Source organism: Desulfosporosinus acidiphilus SJ4, from assembly GCF_000255115.2.
Classification (GTDB): Bacteria; Bacillota; Desulfitobacteriia; order Desulfitobacteriales; family Desulfitobacteriaceae; genus Desulfosporosinus; species Desulfosporosinus acidiphilus.
The window spans coordinates 3,907,985-3,928,965 of record NC_018068.1 but is presented as its reverse complement, the minus strand read 5'-3'; the positions used below and the strand labels follow the sequence as shown (position 1 = coordinate 3,928,965).

The 20,981-nt window shown below is 46.3% G+C and carries 19 protein-coding genes; 18 read left to right on the top strand and 1 reads right to left on the bottom strand.

Annotated elements, in window-relative coordinates; translation table 11 throughout:
* Positions 1-269: 269 nt before the first annotated feature.
* The 17 genes from mraZ (at position 270) to DESACI_RS25580 (ending at position 19,420) form a co-directional block, all read left to right on the top strand.
* Positions 270-701, top strand: a complete 432-nt coding sequence (mraZ, locus tag DESACI_RS17990) for a division/cell wall cluster transcriptional repressor MraZ (protein ID WP_174270337.1) — start codon at positions 270-272, stop codon at positions 699-701.
* Between the two features lie 16 nt (positions 702-717).
* The gene (rsmH, locus tag DESACI_RS17985; RefSeq protein ID WP_014828633.1) at positions 718-1,650 is read left to right on the top strand and encodes a 16S rRNA (cytosine(1402)-N(4))-methyltransferase RsmH; all 933 of its coding nucleotides are present in this window, start codon (positions 718-720) and stop codon (positions 1,648-1,650) included.
* A gap of 30 nt (positions 1,651-1,680) precedes the next feature.
* A complete protein-coding gene (locus tag DESACI_RS17980; RefSeq protein WP_014828632.1) occupies positions 1,681-2,187 on the top strand; it encodes a septum formation initiator in 507 nt (168 codons plus the stop codon).
* A 54-nt stretch (positions 2,188-2,241) separates the two neighbouring features.
* Positions 2,242-4,299, top strand: coding sequence for a penicillin-binding transpeptidase domain-containing protein (locus tag DESACI_RS17975; protein ID WP_014828631.1), 2,058 nt, complete (start codon positions 2,242-2,244; stop codon positions 4,297-4,299).
* Between the two features lie 70 nt (positions 4,300-4,369).
* Positions 4,370-5,848: a UDP-N-acetylmuramoyl-L-alanyl-D-glutamate--2,6-diaminopimelate ligase gene (locus tag DESACI_RS17970; RefSeq protein WP_014828630.1), complete on the top strand. Its 1,479-nt coding sequence runs from the start codon at positions 4,370-4,372 to the stop codon at positions 5,846-5,848.
* Positions 5,841-7,274, top strand: coding sequence for a UDP-N-acetylmuramoyl-tripeptide--D-alanyl-D-alanine ligase (locus DESACI_RS17965; protein WP_014828629.1), 1,434 nt, complete (start codon positions 5,841-5,843; stop codon positions 7,272-7,274). The genes DESACI_RS17970 and DESACI_RS17965 overlap by 8 nt, the downstream gene beginning before the upstream one ends.
* 3 nt (positions 7,275-7,277) lie before the next feature.
* The gene (gene mraY, locus DESACI_RS17960; RefSeq protein WP_014828628.1) at positions 7,278-8,279 is read left to right on the top strand and encodes a phospho-N-acetylmuramoyl-pentapeptide-transferase; all 1,002 of its coding nucleotides are present in this window, start codon (positions 7,278-7,280) and stop codon (positions 8,277-8,279) included.
* A 175-nt stretch (positions 8,280-8,454) separates the two neighbouring features.
* Positions 8,455-9,816 (top strand): UDP-N-acetylmuramoyl-L-alanine--D-glutamate ligase, encoded by a 1,362-nt coding sequence (murD, locus tag DESACI_RS17955; protein WP_014828627.1) that lies wholly within the window; start codon positions 8,455-8,457, stop codon positions 9,814-9,816.
* A gap of 15 nt (positions 9,817-9,831) precedes the next feature.
* Positions 9,832-10,926 carry a putative lipid II flippase FtsW gene (gene ftsW / locus DESACI_RS17950; protein ID WP_014828626.1) on the top strand — a complete coding sequence of 365 codons (1,095 nt, stop codon included), beginning with the start codon at positions 9,832-9,834 and terminating at the stop codon, positions 10,924-10,926.
* A 16-nt stretch (positions 10,927-10,942) separates the two neighbouring features.
* Positions 10,943-12,052, top strand: a complete 1,110-nt coding sequence (gene murG, locus DESACI_RS17945) for an undecaprenyldiphospho-muramoylpentapeptide beta-N-acetylglucosaminyltransferase (protein WP_014828625.1) — start codon at positions 10,943-10,945, stop codon at positions 12,050-12,052.
* 158 nt (positions 12,053-12,210) lie between these two features.
* A complete protein-coding gene (locus DESACI_RS17940) occupies positions 12,211-13,059 on the top strand; it encodes a hypothetical protein (RefSeq protein WP_014828624.1) in 849 nt (282 codons plus the stop codon).
* Complete coding sequence (murB, locus tag DESACI_RS17935) at positions 12,974-13,867, top strand: UDP-N-acetylmuramate dehydrogenase (protein WP_014828623.1); 894 nt, start codon at positions 12,974-12,976, stop codon at positions 13,865-13,867. Before DESACI_RS17940 ends, murB begins: the two co-directional genes overlap by 86 nt.
* 27 nt (positions 13,868-13,894) lie before the next feature.
* Positions 13,895-15,160 carry a UDP-N-acetylglucosamine 1-carboxyvinyltransferase gene (gene murA / locus DESACI_RS17930; protein ID WP_014828622.1) on the top strand — a complete coding sequence of 422 codons (1,266 nt, stop codon included), beginning with the start codon at positions 13,895-13,897 and terminating at the stop codon, positions 15,158-15,160.
* Between the two features lie 116 nt (positions 15,161-15,276).
* Positions 15,277-16,002: a cell division protein FtsQ/DivIB gene (locus tag DESACI_RS17925; protein ID WP_014828621.1), complete on the top strand. Its 726-nt coding sequence runs from the start codon at positions 15,277-15,279 to the stop codon at positions 16,000-16,002.
* Between the two features lie 21 nt (positions 16,003-16,023).
* Positions 16,024-16,353, top strand: a complete 330-nt coding sequence (locus tag DESACI_RS17920) for a small basic family protein (protein ID WP_014828620.1) — start codon at positions 16,024-16,026, stop codon at positions 16,351-16,353.
* Between the two features lie 247 nt (positions 16,354-16,600).
* The gene (gene ftsZ, locus DESACI_RS17915) at positions 16,601-17,665 is read left to right on the top strand and encodes a cell division protein FtsZ (RefSeq protein ID WP_014828619.1); all 1,065 of its coding nucleotides are present in this window, start codon (positions 16,601-16,603) and stop codon (positions 17,663-17,665) included.
* Between the two features lie 381 nt (positions 17,666-18,046).
* The gene (locus tag DESACI_RS25580) at positions 18,047-19,420 is read left to right on the top strand and encodes a methyl-accepting chemotaxis protein (RefSeq protein ID WP_041276608.1); all 1,374 of its coding nucleotides are present in this window, start codon (positions 18,047-18,049) and stop codon (positions 19,418-19,420) included.
* Between the two features lie 160 nt (positions 19,421-19,580).
* On the opposite strand, the gene DESACI_RS24305 is transcribed toward DESACI_RS25580, so the two are convergent.
* Positions 19,581-19,847, bottom strand: a complete 267-nt coding sequence (locus tag DESACI_RS24305; protein ID WP_148271329.1) for a hypothetical protein — start codon at positions 19,845-19,847, stop codon at positions 19,581-19,583.
* Between the two features lie 214 nt (positions 19,848-20,061).
* On the opposite strand from DESACI_RS24305, the gene DESACI_RS17905 reads away from it, so the two are divergent.
* Positions 20,062-20,979, top strand: coding sequence for a sigma-E processing peptidase SpoIIGA (locus DESACI_RS17905; protein ID WP_014828617.1), 918 nt, complete (start codon positions 20,062-20,064; stop codon positions 20,977-20,979).
* Positions 20,980-20,981 lie beyond the last annotated feature (2 nt).

The window sequence follows — 20,981 nt, the reverse complement described above, 5'->3', positions numbered from 1 at the left end:
GCGAATGAGGCTCGTTTTGCTGGGATCAGACAGGAGCAGACAGGAGGGACGGTTCTTCTGTCTCACATAAGAAAAAAAATACGTTTTAGACTCTAGGGGGCGGTTTTCGAGAAGTGAGTACCGTCCCCTTTGTTTTACCCTTTGTCTCAGACAGGCGGGACTTTATTCCTGTTTTTTAATTTTCTTTGGAAATCTTTCGTTTCAGAGCAGGAAAATCTTTTTGGATGGAGAATAGTGGGATGAAGTGGGGTAAAGTGGGGCGAAAAAACATGTTCATGGGGGAGTACATCCATACAATTGATGGAAAAGGTCGGTTAATTATACCGGTTAAGTTCCGCGAGGCTTTAGGAGAACAATTCATTGTTACTAAAGGCTTGGATCATTGTTTGTTTGTTTACCCCGTCGCCGAGTGGAATGTGTTGGAACAGAAACTTCGCGCTTTACCATTTACCCAACCCGATGTCCGAGCCTTTGTCCGTTTCTTTTTTTCCGGGGCGACAGAATGTGAATTGGACAAGCAGGGCAGAATTCTATTACCTGCAAATTTACGCGAATATGCGCAATTGGAAAAGGATTTAGTTCTTGTCGGGGTGTCAAGCAGGGTAGAAATTTGGAGTCAGACACTCTGGACAGACTATAGCCGGCAAGCGGAAGATGCTTATGCCAGTGCAGCCGAATCCTTGGTACAGCTGGGTATATAGAAAGGAACGGGTTATTTTGGACTTCCAGCATGTTACGGTGTTATTAAATGAGACGGTGGATGGAGTAGTGACCGATCCCTCAGGGATCTATGTCGATTGTACCCTCGGTGGAGCCGGACACAGCCAGAGAATTTTAGAAAGTCTTAACCCCCGTGGAAGGTTGATTTGTTTTGATCAGGATGAGCATGCCATTCGACACGCGCAAGAGTTATTCAGCGGGGATGAACGTGTTCTTTTGGTCAAGAAAAATTTCGAGAATTTGGAGAAGACTTTAGAGGAATTGGGCCTCCAGCCTGTCCAAGGTATTATGTTTGATCTGGGAGTTTCATCTCCTCAGCTGGATGAAGCTGAGAGGGGTTTCAGTTATATGCAGGATGCGCCTCTCGATATGCGTATGGATGCTCAAAATTCAATGACAGCGAAAGAGATCGTGAACACTTGGCGTGAAGAAGAATTGGCTCAGATTATCTGGAACTACGGTGAAGAACGGTGGGCCAAACGTATCGCACAATTTATCGTCCAAAAACGTCAGGAGAGACCTCTGGAAACCACAGGAGATTTAGTCAGCGTCATTAAAGCGGCGGTTCCTGCTGCGGCCCGGCGAGATGGTCCTCATCCTGCTAAACGGACGTTTCAAGCGCTTAGGATTGCTGTCAATGATGAACTGGGAGTCTTAGACCGTGTTTTGGATCAGGCTTTAAGGTGCTTGGACCGAGGCGGCCGAATTGCAGTGATTACCTTCCATTCCCTTGAAGACCGTATTGTCAAAGAGAGAATGAAGAGTTGGCTAGGGCGCTGTACCTGTCCCCCGGAATTACCGGTTTGCCGGTGCGGGGCGAAGGCTTTAGCCAGGGTATTAACTCGTAAACCTATTTTCCCCAGTGAAGAGGAAATTGAAAAGAATCCGCGTGCCAGAAGTGCAAAATTGCGGATTGCTGAAAAAATATAAGGGTCTAAAGCAAAAGGAGGAGGAATACCCTTGGTAGTGGCGCAGGAAAAGTTAATGTATCAGGAGCCGATTGACTTAAGATCCAACGAAAAAAGCCGACGAATTATACAAAAAAGGAAGCGGTCATCTCAGCACGGGAAAAGTATTTTGATGTTGGTGTTTATTGTTGGATTGACTGGGGCTATCGGAGCGGAAACGATTCAGCTGACAGTTGTTAAAGGTGCACAAATTAGGTCTTTGCAGAAAGATATTTCTTCACTTAAGGAGCAGAAGGATTTGCTTCAATTACAAGCTGATCAGCTGCGTTCAGTGAGTCGGATCGAAAGCGTTGCGCTGTCTATGGGCATGGAAAAGCCATCGGGAACAGTGTATATGGCGGGTACAATTCCTGCGGTCAAAAATCAAACGGGAAATCTGCCGCCCAAAGCGACCGCTTCTGCCACTACTAACCCCACACAAACTGCAGAGGCTAAACCAACACCTCTGCATCAATTTTCAAAGTTCTTTACAAGTTTCTTTGCTTCGACACAACGTTAAGAAGAAGGGCGCTTTGGGTACGCAGGAATCCCCGGAAAGGCAGGGGTGAGGACAGTGAGTCCTTTAGTTGTCATGCGTAAACGAATCGCTTTTCTTTTTTTCTGTGTCTGTGCCTTTTTGGTCGTTTTAATTATTCGTTTGGGTTTTGTACAGCTAAGTCAAGGCGCTGATTTGCGTCAGAAAGCAGATGATTCGCATTTTCGGGGGGTTCCGGTAGCTCCAAAACGGGGAAATATTGAGGATCGCAACGGAAATGTTCTAGCCATGAGTGTTAGCAGTGAGACAGTTTATGCAATACCGGCGGAGGTAAGACAATCAGGCAGGGCTAAAGAAATGGCCTTGACCTTGTCTAAAATCTTAGGGAAGACTGATGCAGAAATAGAGGCCAGAATCACGAAACGCTCAGCTTTAGAGTATATTCAAAAGCAGGTTAAACCTGAAGTTGCAGCCCAAATTAGGGCGTTAGCGCTCCCAGGAATAGGGACTACTGAGGACAGTCAACGGTATTATCCCCAAGGGACCCTAGCTTGCCATATTATCGGATTTGCTGGGATTGACAATCAAGGTCTTGAAGGAATAGAGTTAACCAGGGATTCGGAGCTGAAGGGGATTCCGGGGAGCATACTCCAGGAATTTGGGGCCAATGGTATTCCTCTTCCCCAAGCTGAACACCAGTATTTGGCGCCTAAGCAAGGGAATACGGTTCGTTTAACAATTGATGAAAGTATTCAAGCTTTCGCTGAACGGGAACTGAACAAGTTAATGGCTGGGCAGGGTACGAATATGAACGGACAAGTACCTAAAAGCGCCTCGATTTTAGTGATGGACCCCAATACAGGCGAAATGCTGGCCATAGCATCCGTTCCTGGATTTAACCCCAATCACTATCAGGATGCTGATCCCAGCGCTAGGAGGAATATTGCCGTCCAGAATGGTTACGAACCCGGATCAACCTTTAAGATTATTACGTTAGCAGCTGCCTTAGAGGAAAAGAAAATTAAGCCAACGGAACATTTCTTTGATAAAGGCTCTTATACAGTTTTAGGTAAGAACGTACGTTGCTGGAAATCAGGCGGACATGGAGATCAATCCTTTGTGCAAGTTGCAGAGAATTCCTGTAACCCAGGTTTTATAGAAATGGGACAGCGTCTGGGAATGGACACCTTTTATAAATATTTGCGGGAATTTGGATTTGGTCAAAAGACAGGAATTGAGATGTCCGGAGAGGCCCGGGGCATTTTAGCCAACAAGAAAAAAGCCACAGCTCTGGATCTGGCGACCATGTCTATAGGGCAAACCAATAACGTTACTCCTATTCAGCTTTTGACGGCAGTTTCCGCTGTAGCCAATGGCGGAACGCTTATGAAACCCCAATTAGTGAAAGAAATTGTCGGCCCTAGCGGACGAGTCATAACTCCTTTTAAGAAAGAGGAAATTCGCCGTGTTATCAGTGAAGATACCTCCAAACTCGAACGGGAGATTCTTGAGTCTGTTGTCACGAACGGTACAGGCCGAAGGTCCTTTCTGCCCGGATATCGAGTAGCCGGAAAGACTGGAACAGCCCAAAAAGTGGTGAATGGTTCCTATGCACAAGGAGACTATATTGCTTCTTTTGTGGCCTTTGCTCCGGCCGATCATCCACGGTTGGCTATCCTGGCGGTTGTCGATGGAGTGCCGTTTTTTGGCGGGGCTGTTGCCGCACCGATTGTTCAGAGCGTCATGCTTGACTCTTTGAAGTATTTGGGAATAAAACCGGACACGAAAGCGCCCTTGACACCCGGAAAACCCATGCCCGGTTTGGAATTTCCGCCGCTGAAGAAAGCTGCAACCGTTCCTTCTGTTTTGGGCTTGCCCTTAGCTGAGGCGCAAAAAGCTTTAACGGAGGCGGGATTTAAGACACTTACGGAAGGTCAGGGCGAGATGGTCCTTGACCAAATTCCCCATGGGGATGCTCAAGTTGAGGAAGGATCGAATGTTCTTCTTTATCTTGGAAAGGACGCCTCAACTCCTACCCTTGCACACTGGTGGGAAGATGATGACGAAGACATTGAAGCGATTCACAACTTAGCAGGGCGTGTGCCTATTTCAGTGAGCCCTTTGGGGCAGCCGTGAGGAAGCTAGGTCTGCCTTGGATATGAATTGTCTATACTATTAAAAAAGGAGAATGAAGGGATGATGTGGTATGCCAGCGGTGCCGAAATCACTGTCTGAAATTATACAGGAAATTGAAGTTTTAGGCTCATCAGGGGATACCGGAGTTGTAATTAAAGGGATGGCTATGGACTCCCGACGCGTTGAGGAAGGGGATCTCTATGCCTGTGTTCCGGGTTTTAAAGTGGATGGGCATGATTACGTGGCAGCAGCTGTTGCCGCCGGAGCGTCCGCTTTGGTTGTAGAACGTTTTCTGCCCCTGGACGTGCCGCAAGTGAAAGTTGTCAGCGTCCGTCAAGCAATGGGAGCCATTGCTGCCATCCTTTATGACCGCCCCAGTGAACGATTAGAACTCATTGGCGTAACCGGGACAAACGGGAAGACTACCATTACCTACTTAATAGAGAAAATTGCCGCGAAGCAGAAGCAAAAGGTGGGCATCATCGGGACCTTAGGTGCTCGTATTGATGGCCGCGATATTCCGGGCGAAAGAACAACGCCGGAAGCCATCGAGGTTCAAAAGCTTTTAGGAGCAATGGTGGCGGAAAAGGTCAGCGTTGCTGTTATGGAAGTCTCTTCTCATGCTCTGGACCTCGGAAGAGTTGCCGGCTGCGAATTTGATGTGGGTATTTTCACCAATTTAACACAAGATCACCTGGATTATCATAAAACAATGGAAGAATACCTTAATGCCAAGGCCAAATTATTTTCAAGTCTTAAGGGTAAAAAACAGCCTAAGTTGAGTATTCTTAATGGCGATGATCCAGCATTTTTGAAATTAAACAATGCCTCAAGTGCCCCGGTAGTGAGTTATGGAATTCACAATCAAGAGGTGAATTATCGGGCAGAGAAGGTTCAAGTGACTTCGGATGGTGTGCGCTTTACAATTCAATTTAAGGGTGATAGCCAAGAAATTTGGTACGCTACACCAGGCTTTTTCAGCGTCTACAATGCACTGGCTGCTTTTGTTTGGGGTGTCGAGCGCGGATATACGCCTAAGTCTGTGGCAGAGGCTTTGGCAGAAATCCCCGGTGTTCCGGGACGCTTTGAAAGTGTCCGCAGTGGGCAGCCGTTTCAAGTAATTGTTGATTATGCCCATACCCCGGATGGTTTGGAAAATGTTGTTCGTACAGCCCGTGATTTTACGCAGGGAAGACTGATTACCGTTTTCGGATGCGGGGGGGACCGAGATCGCGGGAAACGGCCTTTGATGGGCAAAGTAGCTTCAGAAGGAAGTGACTTTCTGATAGTAACGTCAGATAACCCTCGTACAGAGGATCCGGAACTGATTATTCAGGAGGTGCTTCAAGGTGTCTCAAAGGTTGACTATGTAGCATTGACTGACCGCAGAGAGGCTATTGAAAAGGCATGCGGCATGGCTAAACCTGGAGATACAATTTTAATCGCCGGTAAGGGGCATGAAACCTATCAGATTTTTGGGACCGAGGTTCATCCCTTTGACGATCGTGAAGTTGCCCGGGAATCGTTGAGGAGGCTGGGATATGTTTAAATGGACAGCCGAAAAAGCAGCTCAGATTACCAAGGGAACATTGTACGGAGATTCAAATATTGAAATCAGGGGGTGTATCCTTGACAGTCGCCAAGCCCAAGGCGGGGAAATGTTTTTTGCTCTTCCCGGTGAACGAGTGGACGGGCACGATTACATGGATGCTGCTTGGAAAAATGGGGCAGCCCTGGTAATTGCCGAAGAGGGGTATTTTCAACGAAAGGGCCAGATGCCATGCGCTCCTGAAGGCAAGGCACTTTTGCTTGTCAGTTCCGGACAACAAGCACTTCAAGAGTTGGCCCGTCATTGGCGCTTGGAACTTGGAGCCAAAGTGGTGGGGGTCACAGGAAGCAATGGGAAAACCACAACCAAAGATATGATCTCAGCGGTCTTGGCACAGCGATTTAGAGTCTATCGCAGCAAGGAAAATCATAACAATGAATTAGGTCTTCCTTTGACGATTTTGAATTCTCCCCCAGAGACGGAGATTTTAGTTTTGGAGATGGGAATGCGTGGATTGGGTGAAATTAAGGCTTTATGTGACATTGGTAAACCGGATATCGGAGTCATCACAAATATTGGCACAACCCATCTGGAATTGCTTCTGACACATGAACGGATAGCTCAGGCAAAGTGGGAACTTATTGAGGCTCTGCCTAAGGATGGTATCGCCATTTTAAATGCTGAAGACGAAAAATCCGTTCAAAAGTCTTATGCCGATCCTCATCGCAGCCTGTTTTATGGTACCAGTGAAGGGTTAGTTTCTCCAGATATTCAAGGCTCTCAACTCACGCCCAAGGGGACCTTAGGAACGGAGTTTCAGGTGAGTTACCACAGGCAAAAAGAAGCTGCTTTTCTTCCTTTACCAGGCAAGCATAATGTTTTAGATGCCTTGGCTGCCCTTGCGGTAGGAACAGTTTTTGGAATTTCTTTAGCTGATGGCTGCAAAGGCTTGCGGGAACTGGAAATGTCTAAAATGCGTTTAGAGCTGCGACCAGGAATTTTTGAATCAATGCTGATTAATGACGTTTATAATGCTAATCCTGTTTCTATGCAGGCATCGCTGAGAATTCTTAAAGAACGGGCACAGGAAAATAAAACTGTGGCAATCTTAGGGGAAATGTACGAATTAGGTTCCGCCGCGGCAGCGGGACACCGTGAGGTAGGTCAAACGGTGGCTGAGCTTGGGGTCAGTGCCTTGATCACGGTAGGAGCTCTGGCCCAGGATATAGCCTACGGTGCCAATCTGGCCGGTTACCCCCAAAGTCAAACTTACAGATCGGACACTAAAGAGGAAGCGATTAGGAAAGCCAAGGATCTCTTGGCAGTTTACGGGCCGGGAACTTGGGTTCTCATCAAGGGTTCTCGGGGAATGAAGATGGAAGAAATCACCGTACAACTCGAAAGAACAGAGAAAAGGATGGAATAGTGCATGTCTGAGCGTCTGGTCATGGCTGGAATGCTAGCCCTAATAATCACATTAGTTTTGGGCCCCTTCCTGATACCCATCTTAAGGATTCTGAAGTTCGGTCAAACGGTGCGGGATGATGGACCCAAGAGGCATTTGAAAAAGACTGGGACACCGACCATGGGAGGGATAATTTTTCTGGTTGGGATTATCTCCAGTGCGCTGTTTTGCGCGGAGCAGCCAACTTCCCTGGAAATGGTAACCCTTGTCGGCATAACCTTAGGGTTTGGACTCATTGGATTTATTGATGATTTTATTAAGGTCGTTATGCATCGTTCTTTGGGATTGCGCGCGTATCAAAAACTTATTGGTCAGTTTGGGTTGGCCTTTGTGCTTATGTGGATATCAGTTCATTGGCTGGGCCGAGGAACGGATCTTTCTATTCCCTTCACCTCAGTGCATCTCGAGCTGGGTTGGTTTTATTACGCTTTAATTTCCTTGGTCATTGTGGTTATGACGAATGCTGTCAATTTAACGGATGGTTTAGACGGTTTGGCAGCGGGAAGTACTTTAATTGCAGGTTTAGGCTATATCGTGATTGCTCTGCTGGCGGCTATTCAAGGGGTAGCCGTCTTGGCCCATGAAACGGATATGGCTGTTTTTGCTGCTGCCTTAGTAGGAGGCTGCTTAGGCTTTTTGCGATTTAATGCTCACCCTGCCCGTGTTTTTATGGGAGATACGGGGTCTTTGGCCTTGGGCGGAGCTTTGGCCAGCCTGGCAGTTCTGACAAAAAGCGAATTTGTGTTTATTATTGTGGGTGGTCTATTTGCCGTAGAAGCACTTTCCGTCATTATTCAGGTGGCCTCCTTTCAGACGACCGGGAAAAGGGTTTTTCGCATGAGCCCTCTCCATCATCACTTTGAACTTGAAGGCTGGAGCGAGTGGAAAGTGGTCCTTGTTTTCTGGACGGCAGCTCTGGTCTGTGCAATTTTGGGAATAGCCGCCTACCTGCCAACGCTGAGTTAGATCCTGTCACGCAGGAGAAGACGGTTTAGCTTGGACATCAGAATGGGATACTAATTTGGATACTTTAAACTGTCTGTGATGAATTAAAAAGAAATAGTGTGTCGCCAGGACCGTCCCCAAGACACATCGGACCGTCCCCATGACACACCCAAGACATACTAATGGGGGTACTGAAGTGAATAAACGTGTTTTAGTTATTGGTGCTGGACTTAGCGGGCAAGCGGCTGTGCGTAAGCTTCAAGGCTTGGGCGCGGAAGTTTTCCTGACTGATCGTAAGCCTTTAGAGCAACTCGAAGGGGTTGAAGAATTGAATCTTGATGAGGGCCATTTATTGGTGGGGGGTGTACCGGAGTTTAAAGAGGTTAATCCGGATCTTTTGGTGCTGTCGCCGGGGGTATCTCCCAAACTGTCCCTTGTTCAAGATGCCTTAAGCCAAAAAGTGGAGGTCTGGAGCGAGGTTGAACTGGCCATGGTTGATTGTCCTGCGCTTTGTGTTGGAGTCACAGGAACTAACGGTAAAACAACAACGACTTCCTTGATTGGAGAATTAGCAAAGCGGACTGGCCGGCCAACGGTTGTAGCTGGGAATATCGGAGTCGCTCTAAGCGGAAAAGTCGCAGGTATGGATGAAAAGGGCATTGTTGTTGCCGAGTTGTCGAGTTTTCAATTAGAGTTTATCCATAAACTTCGTGTTCATGTTGCAGCGTTGCTGAATCTCACCCCGGATCATCTGGATCGACATGGTTCGATAGAAAACTATCTGGAAGCGAAAGCTCGGATTTTCGAGAATCAAAGGGAAACTGATTTAGCGATATTAAATTGGGATGATCCTTATGTGCGCGAATTGGGACCAAAACTAAAGGGGCAAGTACTCTACTTCAGCCCTACATCATTTTTGAAAAAAGGGATTAGCTTAGATCAGGATAATATCGTCTACTCAGAAAATGGCAAAGTCATTCCCATCGTTTCCCCTAAAAAGCTTCAGCTGCGTGGAGCTCACAATTTAGAAAACGTCATGGCTGCCGCCGCGGCAGGCAAAGCTATGGGACTTTCCTGGACTGAGATTGCCGAAGGTCTTGAAGAGTTTCCGGGGGTAGAGCATAGAGAGGAGATCGTTGGGACTTTTAACGATGTTCTTTTTGTTAACGATTCTAAGGGAACCAACACGGATGCGGCAACAAAGGCTTTGTTAGCCTTTGAAGAACCCATCGTTTTAATTGCCGGAGGTAAAAATAAGGGACTCGATTTTCACGACTTTATGAAGATTGTCAGAGATAGAGTTAAAAGTCTTGTTTTATTGGGGATGGCTGCTGATGAGATGGAACAAGCAGCAAGAGATGAAGGCGTTGAAAGAATTATCCGGGCCTCAAGCTTTGCTGATGGAGTGGAGAAAGCAATAGCTGAGGCAGTTCCCGGCGACGTCGTTCTCTTATCACCTGCTTGTACAAGTTGGGATATGTTTAAAAGTTATGAGGAAAGAGGGGAATTGTTTAAGGAGTTAGTGCGTAGGCATTATAGGGAACCCATTGAACAATAAAAGGGGGAACTCTATGTGCGAAGGTATCACCGACCGGATCTGGTCTTGCTGGGGACAATTTTAGCCTTGCTGGGGATAGGTTTTATTATGGTCTATAGCTCGAGCGCTGTGAGAGGGTACATTCAGTTTGACGATCCTTATCATTTTCTGAAAGCAGAAGTCATTTGGGTATCCTTGGGTCTTTTGGCCATGTTCGCCAGCTATAGGGTTGATTTGCAAATGCTGCGCCGTTTGGCTAAACCAGCCCTTTACGTTGCCGTTGTTCTGTTAGTGGCCGTCAAAGTTCCCGGATTAGGACGGAGAGTGAATGGCGCCGATCGTTGGATTGGTCTGGGTCCTTTGTCCATACAGCCTTCCGAAGTGATCAAACTCTCGATGGTTTTAGTGATGGCCCATATTATGGCCTTAAATCCTCATAAGATCCAATCCTTTCGCAAAGGGGTTTTACCTATATTGGGTCTGATGGGATTGATTGCAGGCTTGATTATGCTTCAACCCGATCTCGGGACAACGTTGGTGATTGCCGCGACAACATTTTTTATGCTGATTGCCGCAGGCGCAAAAACTTCACATATCTTAGGACTTGGTGGAAGCGGACTGGGACTGGTTGTAGCGGCCATTGCTGCTGCGCCGTACAGAATGCGGAGGATATTTGCCTTTCTAGATCCCTGGGCAGACCCTTTGGGGAATGGATACCAAACGATTCAAGCTCTGTTAGCCTTGGGGCCGGGGGGGCTTTTTGGCTTAGGCCTAGGGCAAAGCCGTCAAAAATTCCTATATTTGCCGGAGAACCATACGGATTTTATTTTTGCCATGATTGGCGAGGAACTGGGGTTCGTAGGAGCAACCTTGGTTGTGATGTTGTTTTTTCTGTTTGCCTGGAGAGGATTTCGAGTTGCCATGAGATCTCAGGACGCTTTTTCAGGCTTGTTGGCCGTTGGCTTAACTGCTATGATATCAATTCAAGCGATGATCAATATGGGTGTTGTGAGCGGGGTATTGCCTGTAACAGGAATTACCTTGCCGTTTATCAGCTATGGGGGAACATCGTTGGTTTTTACAATGCTGGGTGTAGGAGTCTTACTTCGAGTATCGCGGGAAATTAGGTAAGGAAGGGGAAAAACCAGTGCGGGTAATGCTGACAGGTGGAGGAACAGGCGGACATATATATCCCGCTTTAGCTATCGCTAAGGGGTTGTTGGCCAAGGATTCCGAAACTAAAATCCTTTACGTGGGAACTCGCGACGGAATGGAAGCGCGCTTAGTCCCGGAGGCGGGCATCGAGTTTGCCGGAATTTCCGGCAAGGGCCTGCCGCGCAAACTAAGTTTGGATACTATAAAAGTTATGGGGGAAAGCACCAAAGCTCTTTGGCAGACTAAAGAAATATTGCGCAAGTTTCACCCGGATTTGGTCGTTGGTACCGGAGGTTATGTCTCAGGACCTGTTGTATTGACGGCAGCTCTTTTTCATATTCCAACGCTGCTCCATGAGCAAAATGCTTTGCCGGGTATTACAAATAAGCTTTTGGCTCGGGTGGTACGGCGTGTAATGGTTACCTTCCCGGAAAGCACGAATCATTTTGGGGTAAAACAGAAGCTGGAACTCGTTGGGTTGCCCGTTCGTCCGGACATTGGCCGGGTCACTCGCAGTGCCGGTGCTAAACATTTCGGATTGCAGCCGGATCATTTAACGATTCTCGTCACGGGCGGCAGCCGGGGGGCGAGAACTTTGAATCAGGCCATGGCCGCCGCCTTGGAACATCTCGCCAAGCGTCCGGAGATACAAGTGATTTGGGCTACAGGGAAGGTGACCTATGAGGAAACGATTAAGGAATTGGAAGAGAGAGGCATTGCCTGGCAAAGTCCTCAGTGGCGCATTGTAGAGTATTTAAAAGAAATACCTGAAGCCCTGGCTTGTTCGGATCTCTTTATTGGCCGAGCAGGTGCAGCGACTTTAGCGGAGATACAGGTTGCCGGTGTTCCCGGAATTTTAGTGCCTTATCCGTTTGCTGCCGAAAATCATCAGGAGCATAACGCTCAGGCTATGGTAAATTCCGGAGCGGCTCGAATGATCCTAGATCGGGAACTGAATGGAGAAAAGTTATGGAACTATGTTGAGGAATTGATTTCCTCGCCTTCATTGTTGGATAAAATGGGAATTGCTTCTCGTGGTTTGGCTAAACCACAGGCTTTGAATAAAATTGTTGCTCTTTGTTGGGAGACGGCTTGGCACTAGTTTGTCTCGAACACGCCCGATATTACCATTTGCCATTCTGAAAAGTGTGTCAAAAGGACCGTCCCTTAGTCCACTTAGTCCACCTTAGTCCACGTTTCTCACACCTTCTTGCCTCTATGCATAGGATATGGCAGTAACAAAGAAGAGGAGTGAGTTGTGTGTGGCCGAGGAGGAAATTGCTCTTAGTTGCTGCTTCTGATGCTTCGGGAATTGATGGAGTTCGCGCTCTCTTGAAGGAACTGGATCTTGAATATTCCGAGGTTGATCCTGAGATAACGGGAATAGGTTCTGTCACGACTCGGGATTGGTGGGAAAAGTCATTTGCTGATGGAGATAAAGAACCAGGCCCGTTCACTGAAAGCGTTGTCTGGCCGGAATTTACCGATGGTTATCGGGCGGAACAGATTTTGGGGTGCAATATGCCCCTACAGTCCATTAATTCGTATTTACATAATATCTTGAAGGATAGTATCGTTATACCATTTTCCGATGAGAACACGTCTTTCGTTGAAGATTACCCCTTGCTTGGGCATATCTTGAAGGAAGCAGGGTTTGAACCGTCCATCCTTTGGAAGACTAAAAGTGGAACCTGGAAATGTGAGGGGAGACCCGGTTACATCTGGCTTCTGCCGGAGTCCTGGCTGTTAATGCTGGCAGAAGGAGAGGCCATGGGAAGGGCGGAGGATTTTGGTTCGAAAGTCCTATGGAAACGGAACGAAATGGGGATTGACTTTTATCGGGGAGAGTACGAGACTTATGTAGGGTATCTGCCAAGGTGGCCGGAACCTTCAGAGGAACTCTCGGTTGTAGCTTCAATAGCAACCTGCTTGAGTCTGGGAGTATCCTGGCTGGACATAAAATCAGCGCTTAAGCCGATTGGGACTGACAACATAATGACGGAAAATTTGAGGTGGAACAGTCATGGTTTTGAATGGATTGCCGGGGCGAGTGGAGAAGAATTACCCGCTGAAGCAGTTGACGACATGGAAGATCGGCGGACCGGCTGAGTTTGCCTATTGGCCAAATTCTGCGGAAGATTTTGTCTTGGTCATAGAACGTGCGAAGGCAGCGAAAGTTCCCGTTTGGTTAATCGGCCGAGGTTCCAATCTTTTAATTTCTGATGAGGGGCTTCCCGGGATTACTCTGGTAACAACATCGTTGCGTGCTATTCGTTGGGGAGATTACTCAGTTCAAGTGCAAGCGGGATATCCATTAGCCCGTTTAGCTCAAGAAGCCGGAGAACGAGGTTGGCATGGTTTGGAATTCGCTCGCGGCATCCCCGGTTCTGTGGGAGGGGCGGTCATTATGAATGCCGGTGCTCATGGCGGGGAAATGGCTCCCCAAGTTGAAAGCTTATCGGTACTTACAACTGAGGGGTGTAGGCGAACTCTTGAAAGAAGGGACCTAGAGTTTGGTTATCGATATTGTTCTTTAAACGGAGAGGCCTGGATTTTAGAAGCTACGCTAACGTTTTCTCCGGGAGATAGAGATGAAATTCTTCATATCATGGGAGAAAACCTGAAACGCAGGGCGATAAATCAACCCTTGGAAGTACCTAATGCCGGGAGCGTTTTTCGAAACCCCACCGGTGATTCTGCAGGGCGCTTAATTGAAGCCGCCGGGTGGAAGGGAAGAGGCATCGGAGGTGCTGTCGTCTCAGATAAACATGCCAATTTTATTGTCAACATAGGCGAGGCGAAGGCTTCCGAAGTACTTGCTTTAATCGAGGAGATACAGAAGGATATTCAATCTAAATATGGGGTCGATTTGCAGACGGAAGTGAAATATTTAGGAAAATTGAGGGATTGCCCTTAAAGTAGTGATACCAAGGAGGAGAAAAATATGACTATGGATCGCTATGTCATTACGGGAAAACAAAGATTAGAGGGGACGATTCATGTAAGTGGGGCGAAAAACTCTTCCCTTCCATTACTTGCGGCAACTCTGCTTGCCGAAGGGACCTCAACTTTGTTGGAAATTCCGACGTTGGCAGATATTACACATATGATTGAGGTTTTGAAACACCTTGGTTGTAAAGTACAACGTCAAAACGAAGGATTGAACATAGATGCCGCTGCCCTTGAATTCTGTGATGTTGATGAAGAACTAATGCGGAAAATGCGAGCTTCAAATTTGATTTTAGGTCCCCTTTTAGCTCGTTATGGGCGGGTCAAAATTTCCCGGCCAGGTGGCTGCGCTATTGGAACCCGGCCGATGGATCAGCATATCAAAGGATTACAGCAGCTTGGAGTGAAGACCAAAGAGAGACATGGGTATATTGAAGCCTGGGCAGACCAGTTAGAAGGTGCAGAAATTTATCTGGATGTACCGAGTGTGGGGGCAACTGAAAATATAATGATGGCTGCGGTTTTGGCCAAAGGAACCACTGTGATTCGGAACGCCGCGCGTGAGCCGGAAATTGTTGATTTGCAAAACTTTCTCAATAAGATGGGCGCTAAAGTACGTGGGGCAGGGATGGATATCCTGAGAATTGACGGGGTTGAATTTCTCCGGCCTGCGGAGCACATAGTGATCCCGGATCGCATTGAAGCCGGTACCCATATGATAGCTGCCGTCATGACTGGGGGGGACATAACCATTGAGAATGTTGTACCGGAACATTTGGAGCCGGTCATTGCTAAACTGCGCCAGGCAGGTGCTAAGATCACCCTCTTAGATGATGCTGTTCGTGTCCAGCAGAAAGGCAGAATTCGCAGCATAGATCTTAAAACAATGCCTTATCCGGGTTTCCCGACAGATATGCAGCCACAGTTTATGGCTATGCTATCATGTGCAGAAGGAACCAGTGTCATTACGGAAACAATTTTCGAAAACCGCTTCCAACATGTGGATGAGCTGTGCAGAATGGGGGCTCAAATAAAAGTTGAAGGCCGAACAGCCATTGTCCGTGGTACTGAAACGTTTGAAGGAGCTTTTGTTGAGGCTACTGATCTAAGAGCAGGGGCTGCCCTCTTTCTGGCGGCATTAGCGGCTGACGAAGCAACTGTTTTGGAAAGAGTCGATTATATTGATCGCGGCTATGAAAACTTAGAAGAAAAGTACCGGCATTTAGGCGCTAAACTTCTGAGGGTCACTCCAAAAGTTTAACCTGTATATAAAAGATATTTGTGCCGATATACTTTATAAAGATAAAGAAAATTTTTCAAAGGACATGACAGAATGGGTTTGTATTAGTTATACTTGGAACAAGGAGGAACTGCGTCATGACTTCCAAGAAAACGAATACATCCTTCTTTTATCTGACCGTATTGGCCGTATTACTCGCACTGGGTTTAGCCTTGTTCTTTCGCTCCAGTGCGTTTGTTGTTCAAAATATTACGGTGCAAGGTCTTTCAGCAATTCCGAAAAATGAGATCTTGAAATTAGCCAGCGGTGCCAAGGGACAGAATCTTTTACTCTTTGATCAAGAAGACCTGAAGAATAAGATTTTTATGCATCCTCTCGTTCAAGACGTTAAATTCAAGAGAATACTGCCGCATACATTAGTTATTCAAATTACTGAGCGGACGCCAGTAGCTTTAGTTGTGATTTCTAAAGGGGTTTTGGAAGTTGATTCTCAGGGCATCTTTTTGCGGCGTTTAGAGAGTTGGCCTAAAACAGATTATCCTGTTATCACCGGAGTTGCCGTTGCGGATACCATTGGCCCCGGCCAGAGCCTGAATAATCCTTCTCTGACTGCGGCTCTCCGCCTCTTGGGACAAGCTCCCAAAGAACTCTTAAGCCAGATTGGGGAACTTCATGTGAATACTATCCAGCAAATGACCTTGTACCTGACAAGCGGGGTAGAGGTTCGTTTGGGACAAGCACAGGAATGGAAAGATAAATTGAATGCCCTTTGGCAATTGATTAATGATAAAGAGTATAAATCATTTCAACAAGGGGTACGCTATATTGATTTTACTGCGGCAAAGCCGGTAATTGGCCGTTAAATCGAGGGAGGATCTGAGATTATGTGGTTACCGATATTAGGCTTAGTGCTCGGATTAGCTATTGGGTATGTAAGTCCGTTTTCAGTCCCGATAGAATATGCTAAATATTTTTCAGTAGGGATCTTAGCTGCTTTGGATTCAGTTCTGGGCGGCATTCGATCTGCACAGGAAGATCATTTCGACAGCACAGTATTTCTGAGCGGCTTTTTCAGTAATATGCTTTTAGCAGCCGCCCTAGCGTATATCGGAGACCGGATTGGAGTTGACCTTTATTTAGCTGCAATCGTAGCCTTTGGTGTGCGTCTGTTCAATAACCTTGGAAGTATTCGGCGACACCTGTTAAAAAAGTAGCAAAGTTGTACACTTTGCTGAAAGTTTTTATTTTAAAAAAAAGGGATAACGCCTTGACATATAGAATTTGTAATGAATTTAAAGGGTTTTATGTATTCAGATGTTATTAGTACGCATACATTAAGTCTTCGCACTTCGTGGCAGTCTATGGGTTATTGCCTCAGGTGCTTTAGAGGGAGCCGTTGTCAAAAAACGAGGCTGAACTTTTTTGTATTCCGGTCATAATAAGCGAGGAGGTTAAACCTAGATGCTAGAATTTGAAACTGAATTAAACCAAATTGCCGAGATCAGGGTAATTGGTGTGGGTGGTGGCGGAAATAATGCGGTGAATCGTATGATTACCGCTGGTTTACAAGGAGTAAATTTTGTAACTGTTAATACCGATTCACAGGCTTTACATCTTTCTCACGCGACTCAAAAGGTCCAGATCGGTATTAAGTTGACTAAAGGTCTTGGGGCAGGTGCTAACCCAGAAATAGGGGCTAAAGCAGCGGAAGAAAGCCGTGAAGAATTGGCTAAGGTTCTTAAGGGTGCAGATATGGTTTTTGTCACTGCCGGTATGGGCGGCGGTACAGGTACAGGCGCTGCTCCCATTGTTGCAGAAGTTGCCAAGGAGATGGGAGCGCTAACGGTAGGTGTTGTTACCAGGCCCTTCACGTTCGAGGGACGAAAAAGAGCCATGCAAGCCGAAAAGGGAATTGCTGAACTTAAAAGTAAGGTCGACACTTTAATAACAATACCTAACGACCGCTTGTTACAGGTCGTGGACAAGCATACTACCATCCATGAAGCATTTAGGATAGCCGACGACGTCTTGCGTCAAGGGGTACAAGGAATTTCAGACCTGATTGCTGTACCGGGCTTAATCAATTTAGACTTTGCCGATGTAAAAACGATTATGTCTAATACCGGTTCAGCTTTAATGGGAATTGGACAAGCCACCGGAGAAAACCGGGCAGTTGACGCGGCTCGGAAGGCTATTTCCAGTCCCTTGTTGGAAACTTCAATTGAAGGAGCAAAGGGAGTGCTGCTTAATATCACCGGCGGAGTAAATCTAACTCTCTTTGAAGTGAATGAAGCCGCAGGGATTATCTCTGAAGCGGCTGATCCTGAGGCGAACATCATTTTTGGTGCGGTGATTGATGAGAACCTTAAAGAAGAATTAAGGGTTACTGTAATTGCTACAGGATTTGATCAGCAATACGCCAGTGTGTCAGGCGCCCAGGGAAAGGCTCAGGAAACAACGATTATTAAACCGGTAGCCAAAGAAGTGGATATTGATATTCCTGAATTTCTCCGACGCAGAAGATAATCATTGTTGATGTAAAATTCAAATTTCAATAAGAGAAGTACCCATTGTTTTAGGAAAAAGGTTCCTTATAACTCCGATAATGATTAAATATTGGATCAATGCCCCCCTAGGATAGAACGATAAAGCTCTATCTAGGGGGTTTTTACATGGATACTAAACGAGGGATAGACTTTTAGTAAGCTGGAGAAAAGTAAGAGATGCCGTTGCTATAACCACATAAAATCCGAGTTATAATTTTTAGAAATATAGAATTGCTTAACATAGAACTACTTGAAGGAATTAAGGTTATTTTGTAGAATAATGCATAACTAGATTGAAATTTATAAAATCGGTGTCTAACTCTTTATTTAAAATTTAAGAAGGACGAGGATGATGTTTAGCATGGGATTATTTAAACGTGAGAATGAGCAAATAATTCAAGACCACAACTTAGATTGTGAAAAGATGTATAAGGCGTTAACACAAAGTAATTTTATAGAGCCCTTAGAAGTTGATATCGCGCCTTCAAGCTCACTTTATCCGGTGGTTGAGATTCTTAATCAGGTCATAGCCGAACGGCAAGCATCATCCTCTGCTTCTCTAAGTGATATCGATAATTCTGTGCAGCGCTTGATGGGTATGACATCTATACGTCAAATGTTGCATAAAGTAGAGGAACAAACGGATCATCTGACAAATCTTGCGGCTCAGTCTGAAGAATTAGAGGCTTCCTCCAATCAAGTCGCCCAATCTGCCACGAACTCCGCCGGTTTCGTAGAGCAAGCTACGAATGCCGCAGTCTCTGGAGGCGATAAGATACAGGAAGCTATTTTATTTGTTGAACGATCCTTTGACGAATTTTCTATAGTTAGCCGGCAAGTTCAAGAAGTACTAAATTCAATGAATGATATTAAAAAAATTGTCGGGGTTATTGCCGGGGTCGCTGATCAAACAAACCTCCTGGCTCTGAACGCAGCGATTGAAGCAGCGCGAGCTGGGGAACAGGGCAGGGGGTTTGCTGTCGTGGCGGATGAAGTGCGTAAGCTTGCTGAACATACAACAACATCAGTGACGGATATACGTCAAAAAATAACCGTGTTAAGTCAAAATTCCCTCGAAACAAACCAAAAAATTGTGGCTTTATCCCAAACTATGAATAACGGCAAAATGATTATGCAGGAAGCGGCCTCATCTTTAGATGGAATTATAGAAAACTTTAGTTCAATCACTGAAGACATCCAGAATATTGCTGCCAGCAGTGAAGAGCAGAGTGCAGCGGTTCAAGAATCTGCTGTCAGTGTTTCCACATTGACCCAGGCCGCAGAGGAAATTGAAAAAATTGCCCAAGAAACAGGTCAGGCGATTTATGATCTCAGTCGGGATCTGGAAGCGATCAGGACAGAACAAGTTAAAAGGGTCCCTGATTTATCAAATCACCAAGCTTTGGAGTTGTGTAAGACAGATCACCTCTTATGGACATGGCGTATTTACAATTTGCTCTTGGGTTATGAACATTTGACAGCCAAGGAGGTAGGAAACCATCATGTATGTCGCTTAGGAAAATGGATAGAAAGCCATAATGAGACGAATTTCCGCTCTGCTGAAGTCTTTGAAAAGTTGGAGATTCCGCATAAGCAAGTGCATGATTTAGCCCGGGAGGCCGCTTTGGCCATTGAGCAGAATGATAAGGAGAAGGCCGGACAACTGCTTCATGTTATGGCACAAGCATCCCATGAGGTGATAGCAATATTGGAAGAACTCCAACGGGAATGTTAAATATGCACCCTCGTTTAATTGATTATATTAACTGCCAGGAGCCAAGCGGCTTTCTGGCAGTTTTTTTATACTATCAGACTCCCGTGCCACTGCGTATCACCAGCGGATGATGAAAAGAGGTCATTTCTTTGGGTCGGGTGCCTTCGCCCACATCGTTCACTCAGCAATCCGAGGCTCGCTCATTTGCCAGCGCAGGTGCTGTCTTCAGCGTACAAGTTTCTTTGAAGATAGCCGCTTCAAGCAAAAATGCCCACCGGATATTTTTGTGCCGAACCTCAGAGCAGTACCCGATGTGAACCGATGGCCAAGGACGGCCGAGTGTCCCCGAAGCCAAGGATGGCGAAAGGGGACCGCTGGCCTGACGATAAGCGGACGGGCTTATCGCCACACGGCAGCCGATTAGACTCCTGCTCTGTGGATTGGCCAAGTGTCTCTGAAAAGGAAGCACCAATTAGGACCGAGTAAAGAGAGCATATAAGTGTGGGGTTATCGTTGGCTTGAAGAAGTTGAAAGACCGATTAAAAACTACACCACTCGCATTAATTCTCCTAAAAAATCCCAAGGCATATCACTGAAAGCGACAGCTTTTTCCTCCTTTGCTGGGCTATAATTTTTAGTATAGATCAGGAAAGGATGCGTAAATGAGCGGAGCTGTGACTTATCTTGATTTAGATATGCTTGTGAACGGGGCCGTTGATGCTCTGCTGCTTATTTTAATCGGCCGCCTGATCCACCTGCCGATTAGGGCGAAGAGACTATTTTTTGGGGCATTGATTGGAGAAATCCCGGTAATCTTAGTGTGCTATTCCGGTCCGCCATGGACAACTCTGAGCAAGTTTTTCATACCTTTCTTCATGATTTTGGCGGCTTACCCAACTCGGAGCTTAAAAGCGTTTCTCAAAGTTTTCGTGGGGTTTTGGCTTCTTTCAGCTGGGCTTGGGGGGTTTGTCTATGCCATATGGGGATGGATGCAATTTGACAAGGGCTTTGGTTACAGTTTGCTGACTTTGGCAAAAGGAACCTTTTGGATTTTGCCATTGTGCGGTTTTATATGGTGGATTCTGCAACATCTTTGGCAGAGATGGCAGGTTGGGCGTGCTCGCTTAGAACAGACTATTTTTGATTTGCAAATTGATTTTGACGGTCAAGGAAAAAATGTTTTGAATTTTAGAGCATTATTAGATACCGGAAATCAACTGAGGGACCCGTTGAACGGAAACCCTGTATTGCTGGTAGAGAAAGAAGTTGCAGCGAGCTCAATACCTGATGAATTGCAGTCTTACCTTAATATGTCCTTGGAGGAGTGCAACGATCCTTGGCCCTGCCTATGGAGAGACAATCCTAATCTAATGAGACGTCTTGTTTTTATTCCTTTTCAAACCATTGATCGCCAGAGTTGGCTTCTGGGGATCAGGCCTGAGCGGGTCACCTGCTTTGACAAGAATGGATCTCATCAAATCCAGGCAACCGTAGCTCTTGTCAGGCAAATGTTAAGTTCGGAGGGTGAATATCAAGCGTTACTGCACCCGGAACTATTGCAGAAAGGTGGAGATGAATAATT